Origin of the sequence: Streptococcus halitosis, assembly GCF_023147855.1 — a bacterium.
GTDB lineage: Bacteria > Bacillota > Bacilli > Lactobacillales > Streptococcaceae > Streptococcus > Streptococcus halitosis_B.
In genome coordinates this window covers 23,431-36,914 of sequence record NZ_JAHXOP010000002.1, presented here as the reverse complement: position 1 = coordinate 36,914, position 13,484 = coordinate 23,431, and the positions used below count along the sequence as shown (strand labels likewise).

The following is a 13,484-nucleotide window of genomic DNA, read 5'->3' as shown; positions in this document are numbered from 1 at the left end:
ATTAGACTTCTCTTCCTTGAAACAACTAATGATCACTAAAGCGCCTGTATTTGATGTGAAAGTCAAAATAATGTTCATCTTGTAATTTTTGGAAGATGTCGCGATAGGCTTCCTCGTCGAAATGGTCACCGCGGTAGAGAATTTCAAAACTCAAGCCATCATACTCTAGAAAAGCGTTAGCTGTTTTAAAGCCATTTTGTTGATAGAAGCTCATACGAGCTTTTCTTTGTTCCAAGTTATCGCATTCTTCATCCAATCGCTCCACTTCAAGCAACATGGTCCGCTGATAAAAATCAGTTAGTTTGTCGATAATTTCCTTCCCATACCCGTGACTTCTTAAGTGAGGCATGATGGCAAAAAAGCTAATATAGAAAGCCTTTTGGTTGGAGATGGCAAAAGCAAAGCCAACAAATTCTTCTTCGTTATAAAAAGCAAAAAAGTGGGCGTCATCTCGGTCCTGATAGCGCAAAAACTCAGAAAGAGGGACCCGTTCTTCCTCGGGGAAAGCTTCGTTATTTAGCTTTTCAACTTTATCAAGATCTGGGAACACATCGGTTATTAATTGACTGGTCAAACTCATAAATGACCTCCTTTCCTTGATTATAGCAAATTGTCTCTCTGTAAGCAATTGATTTCAGGATTCGTTAAAGAATCTTGTCGGTCCTCTGGAAAGCTGATATAATATCTTTATGAATAAAAAACGAACAGTGGACCTGATTCATGGCTCCATTCTCCCCTCGCTTTTGAGTTTTGCCCTTCCAATTCTGTTGTCCAATATCTTCCAACAACTGTATAATACAGCTGACGTCTTGATTGTAGGGCGGTTCCTTGGACAAGAATCCCTAGCAGCAGTAGGAGCAACGACGGCTATTTTTGATCTGATCATCGGTTTTGCCCTCGGAGTTGGAAATGGGATGGGAGTTGTCATCGCTCGCCTCTACGGTGCTCGTAATTTTGCTAAGATTAAAGAAGCTGTTGCGGCAACTTGGATTCTGGGTGCCATCCTGAGTGCTCTTGTCATGCTGATGGGTTTCTTCGGTCTTTATCCACTCTTGCAGTATTTAGAGACACCTGTAGAAATCCTTCCTCAATCCTACGAGTACATCTCCATGATTGTTACCTGTGTAGGGGTTAGTTTTGCTTACAATCTTTTTGCAGGCTTACTGCGCTCGATTGGTGATAGCCTTGCGGCTCTTGCTTTTCTTATCTTCTCAGCTATCGTTAATGTGATCTTGGATTTGTATTTTATTACGCAACTGCATCTGGGTGTTCAGTCTGCTGGTCTTGCGACTATTATCTCGCAAGGTCTGTCAGCTATTCTCTGTTATTTTTATATTCGTAAGAGTGTTCCAGAGCTTCTTCCGGGTCTCAAACATTTCAAATGGAATAAGTCTCTCTATGTGGATCTCTTGGAGCAGGGGCTAGCCATGGGTCTGATGGGGTCAATCGTCTCTATCGGAAGTGTCATTTTGCAATCCTCTGTCAATAGCTTTGGTGCAGTCATTATCAGTGCTCAAACGGCAGCACGGCGAATCATGGCCTTTGCCTTACTGCCAATGACGGCTATTTCAGCATCGATGACGACTTTTATCTCTCAAAACTTTGGGGCGAAACGTCCCGAACGTATTGTCCAAGGCCTTCGTTTAGGGAGCTATTTGAGTATGTCTTGGGCAGCCTTTGCCTGTATTTTCCTATTTTTTGCCAGTCCTAGCCTAGTTTCTTTCTTGGCGAGTTCGACAGACAGCTATTTGGTAGAAAACGGGACCTTGTACTTACGTATCAGTTCGGTATTTTATCCATTTTTAAGTCTTTTATTGATTTATAGAAATAGCTTGCAGGGACTAGGCCAAAAACTTTTGCCCCTCGTATCTAGCTTTATCGAGTTGTTTGGGAAAATTATTTTCGTAGCTTGGATTATTCCTTGGACAGGCTATACAGGTGTTATTCTCTGTGAACCGCTACTCTGGGTTGTGATGACTGTCCAACTTTACTTCTCCCTTTCCCGACACCCTTGGATAAAAGAAGGCAAGAAAATCGTGGCAGTCGGAGGGAAATCCTAGCTTGCTTTGCCAAAAGAAAATCCATTTCCTCTAGTGAAAATCAGCTAGACTTGTGTTATAATAAGAAAGATTAAAATGTGAAAAAAGGAGATTCCTAATGGGACGTAAATGGGCCAATATCGTAGCCAAGAAAACGGCTAAAGATGGAGCTAACTCTAAAGTATATGCAAAATTTGGTGTAGAAATCTATGTAGCAGCTAAAAAAGGGGAACCAGATCCAGAATCAAACACTGCTTTGAAATTCGTTATCGATCGTGCTAAACAAGCGCAGGTGCCAAAACACGTTATTGATAAGGCTATCGATAAGGCAAAAGGAAATACAGACGAAACCTTTACAGAAGGACGTTACGAAGGATTTGGACCAAATGGTTCTATGCTGATTGTGGATACCTTGACTTCAAACGTCAACCGTACAGCTGCGAACGTTCGTGCTGCTTTTGGTAAAAATGGCGGTAACATGGGAGCTTCAGGTTCTGTTTCTTACCTCTTTGACAACAAGGGTGTGATCGTATTTGCTGGTGATGATGCGGATGCTATCTTTGAGCTTTTGCTTGAAGCAGACATTGATGTGGATGATGTAGAAGCAGAAGAAGGAACAATCACTGTTTACACAGCTCCAACTGACCTTCACAAGGCTATCGTTGCCCTTCGTGAGTCAGGTGTCGAAGAATTCCAAGTTACTGAACTGGAAATGATTCCTCAGTCAGAAGTTGAGCTGTCAGGTGAAGATTTGGAAACCTTTGAAAAACTTTACAGCGTTCTTGAAGATGACGAAGACGTGCAAAAGATTTATACGAACGTAGATGGATTCTAATAAAAAAGCGAACAGACTTGCTAGCTGTTCGCTTTTTATATTTGAGATTAGATTCTGGTTCCAGAATCTCTTTGCTGCTGGCTTTCTCCTAGGCCTACAGCTATTTTATGAACTAGTAAGAGCTGTCCATTGTCCTGTTTTGCAAAAGTTAAGGTAACAGTCTTGATATTGTCACCAATAGAGATATAGGTGACTTTTCTCGTATCGTATCCCCCAATAGTGGAATCAAACTCGGAGTCTGGCAGTCCGTGTTTTTTGATAATATCCTTGTAATTGGTACCACCTTTTCCTTTGTTATCAAGGTCACCTTCGATTAAAGCGTCGAACTGTTCTTGGGTCCAAGTGAAGGTATCGTCTTCTTCCTCCTCTTCAGGGAGTGAATCAATGGTATCATCTGTCAAGTCGCGTTCCATTGAGGAACTAGCCTCTCTATAAGAACGGTTAAACTCTCTGACAAACTCTTTGTAGACATTAGCATACAACATCTGGGTCGTAAGGAAGAGTATAATAGAAGCAATTGACAAGGATGTTCCGATAATGGCCATTGTTTTCCGTTTTTTGAGATTGGCAATAAGTCCGATAATACCTAAGATCAACGCGACAATAGCGATGAAAAACGATAGATAGTTAATAAACGGGATCCAAGATCCTAAAAGTGCGATGGCTCCAAAAATGGTTGCTAAAATCCCTAAAACTTTTTGTTCTTCTGGTTTCATTTGAACGTTTTCTCCCTTCATCAAGTGAATGGATTCCTATCCACGGTAGCTAGTGCTTATTATAGAGAAAATATTCTCCAATGTCAATTCAGACTAAAATAGTTCTCTAGGAAACTTTTTTCTTGACATCTCTTCTGAAAGTGATAAAATAGTTCTCATGGAAACGTAATTAGTTCTCCAGAGAACTATATTTAATCGTGAGAAAGGAGCAATCATGGACAAGCCGATGTTGATGTTTAAACGTTTTGGATACCAGGCTCATCTGATGATACAGAAAGAAGCCAAGCGATGTGGCCTTGAATTTATGGGTGGACCGCAGGGGCAGGTTCTGCGTTTTTTAGATTGCCAAGAACAGTCTGAAAATCTGGTCTTAATTAAGGATATCGAGCAGGAACTCAATATTACTAAATCTGTTGCGAGTAATCTAGTCAAGCGCATGGTACAAAATGGTTTGGTTGAACTAGAGGCCAGCCCGAGTGATAAGCGGGCAAAGTTTGTTCGCTTGACGGATAAATCGCGTTCGCAGATGCAAGAAGTTAAGGCCTTTTTTGATCGGATCAATCAGAGTCTGCTAGAGGGTGTTTCAAAGTCAGACTTGGCAATCTTTGAAAAGGTCCTCGGTCAGTTGCAAGAAAATGTTGAGAAGATAGGAGGAGAGAATGAAGAAACTCGCTAAACGTATTACAGGAAAAGAGTGGGGGATGATTGTCCTTGCGATTCTTTTCACTTGTTTCTCGGTCTATCTCGAGTTAGAGGTGCCGACTTATATTTCGCAAATTACAGAATTACTGGGAACGTCTGGAACGCAGTTGGGTGAACTCTGGTCACCAGCTGCGAAGATGATTGGTTTGTCTTTATTGGCTTTCTTTTCATCTGTTATGGTTGGTTTCTTTGCCGCTCGCGTTGCAGCATCCTATACAACCCATCTACGTAGAGACGTATTTCATCGTGTTTTAGATTTTTCGCAGACAGAGATCAAGCGCTTTTCAATCCCAAGTCTCTTGACTCGGACGACCAATGATATTACCCAGGTACAGATGCTCTTTACCATGGGCTTGCAAGTGGTTACTCGTGGGCCAATTATGGCTATTTGGGCCATTGGGAAAATTCTTGGAAAATCGGAATACTGGCTCTGGGCAGTAGTAATCGCTGTTATCGTCAATGTTTTGATGACAACTGTTCTCCTGACTCTGGCCTTTCCAAAACAATCGGTCATCCAAAAATTGACAGATAAACTCAATAGCATCACTCGTGAAAGTTTGACTGGGATTCGAGTTGTTCGCGCATACAATGCCGAGGATTACCAAGATAAGAAATTTGAAGCAGCTAACGATGAGGTAACACGTCTCAATCTCTTTGTCAATCGATTGATGGCCATTATGAATCCCATTATGATGGCGATTTCTAGTGGCTTGAGTCTAGCCATTTACTGGATTGGTGCCTATATCATCAACGATGCAAGTTTGACAGACCGTCTACCACTCTTTAGTGATATGGTGGTCTTCATGTCTTATGCTATGCAGGTCGTGATGGGCTTCTTGCTCATGAGTGCTCTCTTTTTCGTCCTTCCTCGTACCTTGGTTTCTGCAGGACGTATCAATCAGGTATTGGATTTGCATTCTTCTATTGAAAATCCTAGTCAACCACAGACGGCAGATTCATCTATTCAAGGGCAAGTGGAATTCCGTGATGTAACTTTCCGCTACTCTAAAAACTCAGAAGCAGTCGTGGAACATGTCACTTTCAAAGCAGAAGCGGGTCAAACCGTAGCCTTCATCGGATCGACTGGATCTGGTAAATCTACGCTTGTCAACCTCTTGCCACGTTTTTACGATGTGTCAGATGGAGAAATTCTAGTGGACGGAGTTAATGTGCAAGATTATGACTTGGAAGATTTGCGCAATAAGGTCGGCTATATTCCACAAAAAGCTGTGCTCTTCTCTGGAGATGTCAAGGGGAACTTAGACTTTGGTAAGAGCAAAGAAACTCCTCTAAGCGAAGCTGCTATGTGGCAAGCTCTAGAATTGGCCCAGTCTAAAACCTTTATCGAGGATAAGGAAGCAGGTCTTGCATCAGAAGTAGCCCAAGGCGGAACCAACTTCTCAGGAGGTCAAAGACAGCGTTTGGCCATTGCGCGCGCCTTGGCTCGTAAACCAGAGATTCTCATCTTTGATGACTCTTTCTCAGCTTTGGACTACAAGACGGATCGTGTCCTACGCCAAGAGCTAGCTGAGAAAACAAAATCCATGACCAAACTTATCGTAGCGCAGCGGATTTCTACCATTATGGATGCTGACCTGATCTTAGTCTTGGATCAAGGAAAAGTCGTGGGGCAAGGCACCCACAAGGAACTTCTAGCTACCAATGAAGTCTACCAAGAAATTGCCTACTCACAACTATCGAAGGAGGAATTGGAACATGGAAAATAAGAAAATGTCTTTTTGGAAATATTATAAACCTTTTCTAGCAGGTCTCCAACTTCCCCTACTAGTAGCGATTGTAGCAGCTGTATGTTCAAGCATCATCACGGTTTATGGACCAACCAAGATTAAAGAAATTACCAACTTGATTTCAGATGGTTTGATGACGGGAGTTGACCTAGAGGCTGTGTCAAGTATTGCTAGCTTTTTAGTGATTCTCTATGTATTTGGCGCCATCCTTAACTATACACAGGCCTATATCTTTTCAACGAGTATTCAGCATTTTTCAAAACGCTTGCGGACAGCAATCGCTGAAAAAATCAATCGTTTGCCACTTGGCTATTTTGACCGTCATTCACAAGGAGATACCCTTTCGCGCGTGACCAATGATGTGGATACAGCAGCGCAATCTCTCAACCAAAGTCTAGGGACAGTTCTTTCAGCTAGTTTCTTGTTGATTGCTGTCTTGGTGACCATGTTTGGGATGAACTGGATTTTGGCATTGGTAACCGTTGTATCAACCCTTGTTGGCTTTGCGGCGGTTTCTGTAATTATGGCCAAGTCACAGGGTTATTTTAAAGCCCAACAAAATAATCTAGCAGCCGTCAATGGTTATGTAGAAGAAATGTATTCGGGACACAATGTTGTAACGAGCTACAACGCGGTGGACACCTCCAAAGCGAAATTTGCAGGTTTAAACCAAAACTTGCACGACAGCATCTGGAAATCTCAGTTTATCTCTGGTATCATGATGCCAGCCATGTTCTTTGTTGGGAATTTTAGCTATGTTTTGGTCATCATTGTTGGTGCCGCGCTGGCGTTAGAAGGGCATATCACTATCGGGGTTATTGTAGCCTTTATGGTTTACGTACGGATCTTCTCCCAACCCCTGTCACAGATTGCCCAAGGGATTACGAGCTTACAACAAGCGAGTGCAGCCATGGGACGTGTCTTTGAATTTCTAAGTGAAGCTGAGATGCAGGATGAATCCCATAAGGAAAGACAATTGAGCAACATGAAAGGGGAAGTAGTCTTTGATCATGTGTCCTTTGGCTATACACCAGAGCGCACCATCATCCATGACTTTTCTGCGACAGCTCATGCAGGTCAGAAGGTCGCTATCGTTGGACCTACTGGAGCTGGTAAGACAACCATTGTCAATCTTTTGATGAAGTTCTATGAGATTGATAAGGGAAGTATCCGTATCGATGGTGTCGATACCAAGGATATGAAGCGCTCAGAAGTACACGATGCCTTTTCAATGGTCTTGCAAGATACTTGGCTCTTTGAAGGAACCATTCGAGATAATCTCATCTACAATCAAACGGGCATCAGCGATGAGCGGATGATGGAAGCTAGCAAGGCTGTGGGAATTCACCACTTTATCATGACTTTGCCAGATGGCTACGATACTGTTTTGGATGACACTGTGACCTTGTCTGTTGGACAGAAACAGCTTTTGACTATCGCTCGTGCTTTGTTGAAAGATGCACCGCTCTTGATTTTGGATGAAGCGACATCCTCAGTTGACACACGTACAGAGGAATTGATCCAAAAAGCCATGGACCGTTTGATGGAGGGAAGAACTTCCTTTGTCATTGCCCATCGCTTGTCAACTATTCGTAATGCAGATTTGATTCTTGTCATGAAAGATGGCAATATCATCGAACAAGGCAACCATGAGGAACTGATGGCGCAAGGTGGCTTCTATGCCGACTTGTACAATAGCCAATTTACAGAAGACGAAGCAGAAGAATAAATCAAAAGAAGGCTTGACGGCCTTCTTTTTCTGCACTATACTAGAAGACAAACGTCTCACCAGTAGACGAAAACAAGGTAATGAATGAGAATTATAAATGAAAAATTATCAAGAATGGTATCAAAATATCAGCTCCAGACTCACCAGCCATCCCCCTCTTTTATTTCTGTTACGCAGTTTCAATCGTTTGATGACAGTCTCCATGCCCCTGGCATACCTAACCTTGCTAGTCACGACTTACCTGCAGCTAGGAGTGGGTCAGCAAGTTGGGATTTATTTGTTTATCCCTGCCTCGGGCTTTGTGATCTTGTCCCTGTTTCGTAAGAAAATCAATCACCCACGACCTTATGAAACTTGGGACATCCGTCCCCTACTTGACAAGGATAGTTCGGGACAGTCTATGCCCAGTCGTCATGTCTTTTCGGCAACTATCATCTCCATGGCCTATTTCCATGCTTGGACTTTGATCGGAATGATCTTGCTTATTTGCTCAGGAGTCTTAGCCTTGGTCCGAGTATTAGGTGGTGTGCATTATCCAAAGGACGTCTTGGTTGGCTATGTCTGCGGTCTGTTGTGGGGGTTCCTTTTCTTCCTATTCTGACATGTAAGTTAGGCTGGTCCTACAACCACTTACTGCTTCATATTGACCACTTGCTTTTTTACCCTTGTATTCCTAACTTAGCTTTGATATAGTAGAGTCAGAAAGGAGATGTGATGAAGTTACGAATTGAGATTGACGACAATTTAGAGGAGACTGAAATTGTCATCAAGACCCCCACTTTGACAGATGAAATTGCAGACTTGCAACGGCTCTTGCAAGAGTCAAAGGCTCCGAGGTTGACTTTTTACAAGGGGACAGGTGAATACTATCTAGACCTATCGGAAATCCTCTTCTTTGAAACAGAAGGGAGCAAGATTTACGCTCATACCCAGAAGGAAGCCTATGAGGTTCGCCTCAAACTCTATGAGTTGGAGTCCATCTTACCTCGCTATTTTAGTCGAGTGTCCAAGTCAACGATCACAAACATCCGTCAGATATACTCGGTGGACAAGTCCTTTTCAGGAACGGGCACCATTTCCTTTTATCAGACGCACAAGGAGGTTCATGTCTCACGGCATTACCAATCCCTCCTAAAAGAAAATCTAAGAAACATGAGGTAAAAAACATGAAAAAGAAAGCATTTGGTATTGTTTTATTGGTTTTAGCAGCTTGGATCTTGCTGCAAGGAAATTTTGGCATTCCTTCTTTGGATGGTAAGATATGGCCTTTGCTAGGAATTGTTTTTTTTGCTTATAAGTCCATTGAGTCCATCCTTAGACGCCATCTAACTGCGGCAGTTTTTACAGGTTTACTGGCACTCGTCATTGCAAATTACGCTTATGACTTGTTGCCAGTTACAAATCATTCTCTCATCTGGGCTAGCATCTTGGTAGTACTCGGTGTTGGTTATCTGACACATTCAAGTAAGTTCTGGCATGAAAAAAAGTGGTGGTACAATGGAGAAAAAACAGTCATTACGGATAAGGAAGTCGTATTTGGAAGCGGGACTTTCTATAAGCAAGATCAAGATATTGTAGACGACCAAGTGGAAGTCGCTTTTGGGGACGCTAAAATCTACTATGACAATGCAGAGATGTTAGGTGATTTTGCGACTTTAAATATTGAAGTGGCCTTCGGAAATGCAACAGTCTATGTTCCACAACACTGGCGTGTCGATTTGAAAGTAGAAACATCCTTTGGTGCAGCTAAGGCAGATGCTCCTGTAACACCAACAAACAAAACCCTGATTATTCGTGGGGAAGTTGCTTTTGGTAAACTTGGAGTTGTTTACGTTAAATAAAAAAAGTCTCCTAATTTCCTTGCCAAAATAGAGAAAGTGTGATAACATAGTACGGTATGTGGTGCTAGCACATCCGCTATATTAGATCTAATAGGAGGAAAACACAATGGCTAAAGTATGTTACTTTACAGGTCGTAAGACTGTATCAGGAAACAACCGTTCACACGCGATGAACCAAACAAAACGTGCCGTAAAACCAAACCTTCAAAAAGTTACTGTTCTTATCGATGGTAAACCTAAAAAAGTTTGGGCTTCAGCTCGTGCTTTGAAATCAGGTAAAGTTGAACGCGTTTAATAAAAATGAAAAGACCGCTTAGGTCTTTTTCTTTTGCTCTAGAGATAAAACCATTTGAAAAATAGAGTAAATATCCGCCGATACAGCATTCTGCTTTTACACTTGGGCTGAAATATGATAAAATAGAGTATCAACTAGTTGAGGTAAAAAAAATGACTGTAAAAATTAATACAAAAGATGGTCAAATCGAACTGACAGATGAAGTGATTGCAACCGTAGTAGGTGGTGCCGCAACTGAGATTTTTGGTGTGGTCGGTATGGCTAGTAAAAATGCCCTCAAAGACAATTTCCAAGCCCTCCTTGGTAAGGAAAATTATTCTAAGGGTGTTGTCGTGAAGGCAGCCGAAGATGGTAGCATCGCAGTTGATGTTTATACCGTGTTGAGCTACGGAATAAAGATAAGCGAAGTGTCAAAAAACATTCAAGAGCGTGTTCGTTTTAGTCTAGAAAATCAACTAGGAATTACTGCTCAGACTGTGAATGTCTACATTCAAAATATCAAAGTTGTAGGAGAATAATCGTGTCAAAAATTACTACCAGTTTATTCCAAGAGATGGTGCAAGCTGCATCAACTCGTTTGAATAAGCAAGCAGAATATGTCAATTCATTGAACGTCTTTCCAGTTCCAGATGGAGATACTGGGACAAACATGGGAATGACCATTGAAAATGGTGCGAAAGAAGTAGCAGACAAGCCTGCTTCTACAGTTGGAGAAGTAGCGAGCATTCTTGCCAAAGGGCTCTTGATGGGTGCCCGTGGGAACTCAGGGGTTATCACATCTCAGCTCTTCCGTGGCTTCTCTCAGGCTATCAAGGAAAAGGATGAATTAACAGGTCAAGACTTGGCTCTTGCCTTCCAATCCGGTGTCGAAGTAGCTTATAAAGCGGTTATGAAACCAGTTGAAGGAACCATTTTGACTGTTTCTCGTGGAGCGGCTATTGGAGCTAAGAAAAAAGCCGAGGAGACAGATGATGCTGTTGAGGTCATGCGTGCAGCCTTGGAAGGTGCAAAAGCAGCTTTGGCTAAGACACCAGAAATGCTTCCAGTCCTTAAGGAAGTTGGTGTGGTAGACTCAGGTGGTCAAGGTTTGGTCTTCATCTACGAAGGATTCCTTTCAGCTCTTACTGGTGAATACAGTGCTTCTGAAGACTTTGTAGCGACTCCTGCCAACATGAGTGAAATGATCAATGCAGAGCACCACAAGTCTGTAGCAGGTCATGTGGCAACTGAGGATATTACCTTCGGTTACTGTACAGAGATTATGGTAGCTCTCAAACAAGGTCCAACTTATTCTAAGGACTTTGACTATGATGAATTCCGTAACTACTTGAATGACTTAGGCGACTCACTGCTTGTTGTCAACGATGATGAGATTGTCAAAGTTCACGTCCATACAGAAGATCCAGGTCTTGTCATGCAAGAAGGTCTCAAATATGGTAGCTTGATCAAGGTAAAAGTGGACAACATGCGTAACCAACACGAAGCGCAAGTTGAAAAAGAAGCAACTCAAGGCAACAAGCCTGCTGAAACAAAAGAGTATGCCCTTATCGCAGTAGTAGCTGGTCCAGGTTTAGCAGATATCTTCCGTGCCCAAGGTGTGGATTATGTCATCGAAGGTGGTCAGACAATGAACCCTTCAACAGAAGACTTTATCAAGGCTGTTGAACAGGTCAATGCTCGCAACATTATCTTCTTGCCAAACAACAAAAATATCTTTATGGCAGCTCAATCTGCGGCTGAAGTGCTTGAACAACCTGCTGTTGTGGTAGAAGCACGCACAATTCCTCAAGGGTTGACCAGTCTTCTTGCCTTTGATCCAAGCAAATCAATCGAAGAAAACAAAGAACGTATGACTGCAGCCCTTGGTGATGTTATCAGCGGTAGTGTAACAACAGCCGTTCGTGATACAACTATCGATGGATTAGCAATTCATGAAAATGACAATCTTGGTATGGTAGATGGGAAAATCCTCGTGTCAAATCCTGACATGCATCAAACCTTGACAGAAACATTGAAACACATGTTGGACGAAGATAGTGAAATCGTGACTTTCTATGTCGGAGAAGACGGAAGCGAAGAACTTGCCAATGAAATTGCCCAAGAAATCGCAGAAGAATTCGAAGATGTTGAAGTAGAGATTCACCAAGGTCAACAACCCGTATATCCATATCTTTTCAGTGTGGAATAAAAATTTAATTGATTAAAAAGAAAGTTGATTTTGCAACTTTCTTTTTTTATGACATTTGTCATATTTCCTAGTGACAGAAGCATCTAGCTCCGCCAACTTCAAAAGACTATAATTGAAGTATGAAATGGAGGAAGAAGAAATGAAAAATAAAATGATTGTCGCAGTGAGTTTAGTAGCAGCAGGAGTTATGACCTATCTCATGTTTTCAGGATTGGACGAGGGTTTCTATCATTTTCCTTGGGAGCTATTTGCTGGCTTTGGAATGATGTCTTGGCTTGTTAGAGAAGGTTTAAAATTAGTCAGAGATGTGAAAAAGGAGTTTGAGGAATGAAAAAGGCAATCATCTATCTCTTTATCGGCCTGTCACTCTTAGTATGGTTAGTGGAAATGTTTACTGGTTGGTTTGACCAAACCTTGCTTCGCCAATTCATTCGTGGTGCTTGGGGTTTTGGATTTATGATTTTCATTGTTTTCCCTATGGGAATGAAGTGGTTGAAAGGAGAATCTCATGACTGTGATTAAAGTTGAGAAATTGAGTAAGAAAATAAAAGACAAGGAGATCTTGCGTGATATCTCTTTTGAAATCAATGACGGAGAATGTGTCGCCTTGATCGGTCCTAACGGAGCAGGAAAAACAACCTTGATTGATTGCCTCTTGGGCGACAAGTTCATGAGCTCAGGTCAGATAGCCATTCAAGGGTTTGCGCCAACAGATCCTCGATTAAAGCAGCTTATTTCTGTCTTGCCCCAAGAAAATGCAGTTGTTCAAAGCTTGAAAGTGAAAGAACTTCTATCATTTTTCAAGTCACTTTATCCCGACAGCCTTTCAGACAAAGAAATTGATGACTTGCTAAGATTCTCAGACAAGCAGAAAAATCAGCTAGCGGGCAAGCTGTCTGGTGGGCAAAAACGTTTGTTCTCTTTCGTGTTGGCTTTAATAGGTCGTCCGAAAATTCTATTTTTAGACGAGCCAACTGTTGCCATGGATACCTCGACACGTCAGCATTTTTGGGAAATTGTTAATCAGTTAAAGAAAAATGGTGTGACCATTGTTTATTCTTCTCACTACATCGAAGAGGTAGAGCATACGGCTGACCGCATTTTGGTTCTCCACAAGGGAGAATTGATTCGCGATACGACGCCTTATGCCATGCGTGGTGAAGAACAAGAAAAACATTTTACGGTACCTCTAACTTATCAGGAATTTATCAGCACTTTGGACCAGGTTCAAGAGATTGAAATCAAGCAAAATGCCCTTTCCTTCACCACCAAAGAAGCTAGCCAGGTATGGAAAGTCTTGCAAGAACAGGGCTGCACGATTGAAGAAATTGAAGTTCGCAATCGAACTCTCTTAGACAGTATCTTCGAAACGACTCAAGACTAAAGGAGAT

At 42.0% G+C, this 13,484-nt stretch carries 16 protein-coding genes; 14 read left to right on the top strand and 2 right to left on the bottom strand.

The features are described from left to right. Window positions 1–25: 25 nt before the first annotated feature. Window positions 26–580, bottom strand: a complete 555-nt coding sequence (locus tag KZX55_RS04580; protein ID WP_000060287.1) for a GNAT family N-acetyltransferase — start codon at window positions 578–580, stop codon at window positions 26–28. Between the two features lie 109 nt (window positions 581–689). Here KZX55_RS04580 and KZX55_RS04575 point away from each other — a divergent pair, with 109 nt between their 5' ends. Together KZX55_RS04575 and KZX55_RS04570 are read left to right on the top strand one after the other, a co-directional pair. Further along, the gene (locus KZX55_RS04575) at window positions 690–2,060 is read left to right on the top strand and encodes an MATE family efflux transporter (RefSeq protein WP_248025100.1); all 1,371 of its coding nucleotides are present in this window, start codon (window positions 690–692) and stop codon (window positions 2,058–2,060) included. Between the two features lie 97 nt (window positions 2,061–2,157). Next, window positions 2,158–2,874 (top strand): YebC/PmpR family DNA-binding transcriptional regulator, encoded by a 717-nt coding sequence (locus KZX55_RS04570; RefSeq protein WP_033585772.1) that lies wholly within the window; start codon window positions 2,158–2,160, stop codon window positions 2,872–2,874. Between the two features lie 47 nt (window positions 2,875–2,921). Here the strand turns inward: KZX55_RS04570 and KZX55_RS04565 are convergent, their stop codons facing one another. Further along, complete coding sequence (locus KZX55_RS04565; protein ID WP_084852728.1) at window positions 2,922–3,611, bottom strand: CD20-like domain-containing protein; 690 nt, start codon at window positions 3,609–3,611, stop codon at window positions 2,922–2,924. A gap of 193 nt (window positions 3,612–3,804) precedes the next feature. Between KZX55_RS04565 and KZX55_RS04560 the strand changes: the two genes are divergently transcribed. From KZX55_RS04560 to KZX55_RS04505, 12 genes are all read left to right on the top strand, one after another. Further along, entirely contained in the window at window positions 3,805–4,266 is a 462-nt protein-coding gene (locus KZX55_RS04560) for a MarR family winged helix-turn-helix transcriptional regulator (RefSeq protein ID WP_000360527.1), read from the top strand. Continuing rightward, window positions 4,250–6,019 carry an ABC transporter ATP-binding protein gene (locus KZX55_RS04555; protein ID WP_248025098.1) on the top strand — a complete coding sequence of 590 codons (1,770 nt, stop codon included), beginning with the start codon at window positions 4,250–4,252 and terminating at the stop codon, window positions 6,017–6,019. The genes KZX55_RS04560 and KZX55_RS04555 overlap by 17 nt, the downstream gene beginning before the upstream one ends. Continuing rightward, entirely contained in the window at window positions 6,009–7,769 is a 1,761-nt protein-coding gene (locus KZX55_RS04550; protein ID WP_248025096.1) for an ABC transporter ATP-binding protein, read from the top strand. The genes KZX55_RS04555 and KZX55_RS04550 overlap by 11 nt, the downstream gene beginning before the upstream one ends. Before the next feature lie 97 nt (window positions 7,770–7,866). After that, a complete protein-coding gene (locus KZX55_RS04545; protein WP_248025094.1) occupies window positions 7,867–8,370 on the top strand; it encodes a phosphatase PAP2 family protein in 504 nt (167 codons plus the stop codon). 113 nt (window positions 8,371–8,483) lie between these two features. Next, window positions 8,484–8,930 carry a LytTR family DNA-binding domain-containing protein gene (locus KZX55_RS04540; RefSeq protein ID WP_000776578.1) on the top strand — a complete coding sequence of 149 codons (447 nt, stop codon included), beginning with the start codon at window positions 8,484–8,486 and terminating at the stop codon, window positions 8,928–8,930. Between the two features lie 5 nt (window positions 8,931–8,935). Next, window positions 8,936–9,610 (top strand): hypothetical protein, encoded by a 675-nt coding sequence (locus tag KZX55_RS04535; RefSeq protein ID WP_109289628.1) that lies wholly within the window; start codon window positions 8,936–8,938, stop codon window positions 9,608–9,610. Window positions 9,611–9,716: 106 nt separating this feature from the next. After that, on the top strand, window positions 9,717–9,905 hold the full coding sequence (rpmB, locus tag KZX55_RS04530; RefSeq protein WP_001140948.1) for a 50S ribosomal protein L28: 189 nt from the start codon (window positions 9,717–9,719) through the stop codon (window positions 9,903–9,905). A 152-nt stretch (window positions 9,906–10,057) separates the two neighbouring features. Continuing rightward, window positions 10,058–10,423: an Asp23/Gls24 family envelope stress response protein gene (locus tag KZX55_RS04525; RefSeq protein WP_000216435.1), complete on the top strand. Its 366-nt coding sequence runs from the start codon at window positions 10,058–10,060 to the stop codon at window positions 10,421–10,423. A 2-nt stretch (window positions 10,424–10,425) separates the two neighbouring features. Beyond that, a complete protein-coding gene (locus KZX55_RS04520) occupies window positions 10,426–12,093 on the top strand; it encodes a DAK2 domain-containing protein (protein ID WP_248025092.1) in 1,668 nt (555 codons plus the stop codon). 124 nt (window positions 12,094–12,217) lie between these two features. Beyond that, window positions 12,218–12,424, top strand: coding sequence for a hypothetical protein (locus tag KZX55_RS04515; protein WP_000390701.1), 207 nt, complete (start codon window positions 12,218–12,220; stop codon window positions 12,422–12,424). Next, window positions 12,421–12,615 (top strand): hypothetical protein, encoded by a 195-nt coding sequence (locus KZX55_RS04510; RefSeq protein WP_033605886.1) that lies wholly within the window; start codon window positions 12,421–12,423, stop codon window positions 12,613–12,615. The genes KZX55_RS04515 and KZX55_RS04510 overlap by 4 nt, the downstream gene beginning before the upstream one ends. Beyond that, window positions 12,602–13,477: an ABC transporter ATP-binding protein gene (locus KZX55_RS04505; protein WP_109289630.1), complete on the top strand. Its 876-nt coding sequence runs from the start codon at window positions 12,602–12,604 to the stop codon at window positions 13,475–13,477. Before KZX55_RS04510 ends, KZX55_RS04505 begins: the two co-directional genes overlap by 14 nt. Window positions 13,478–13,484 lie beyond the last annotated feature (7 nt).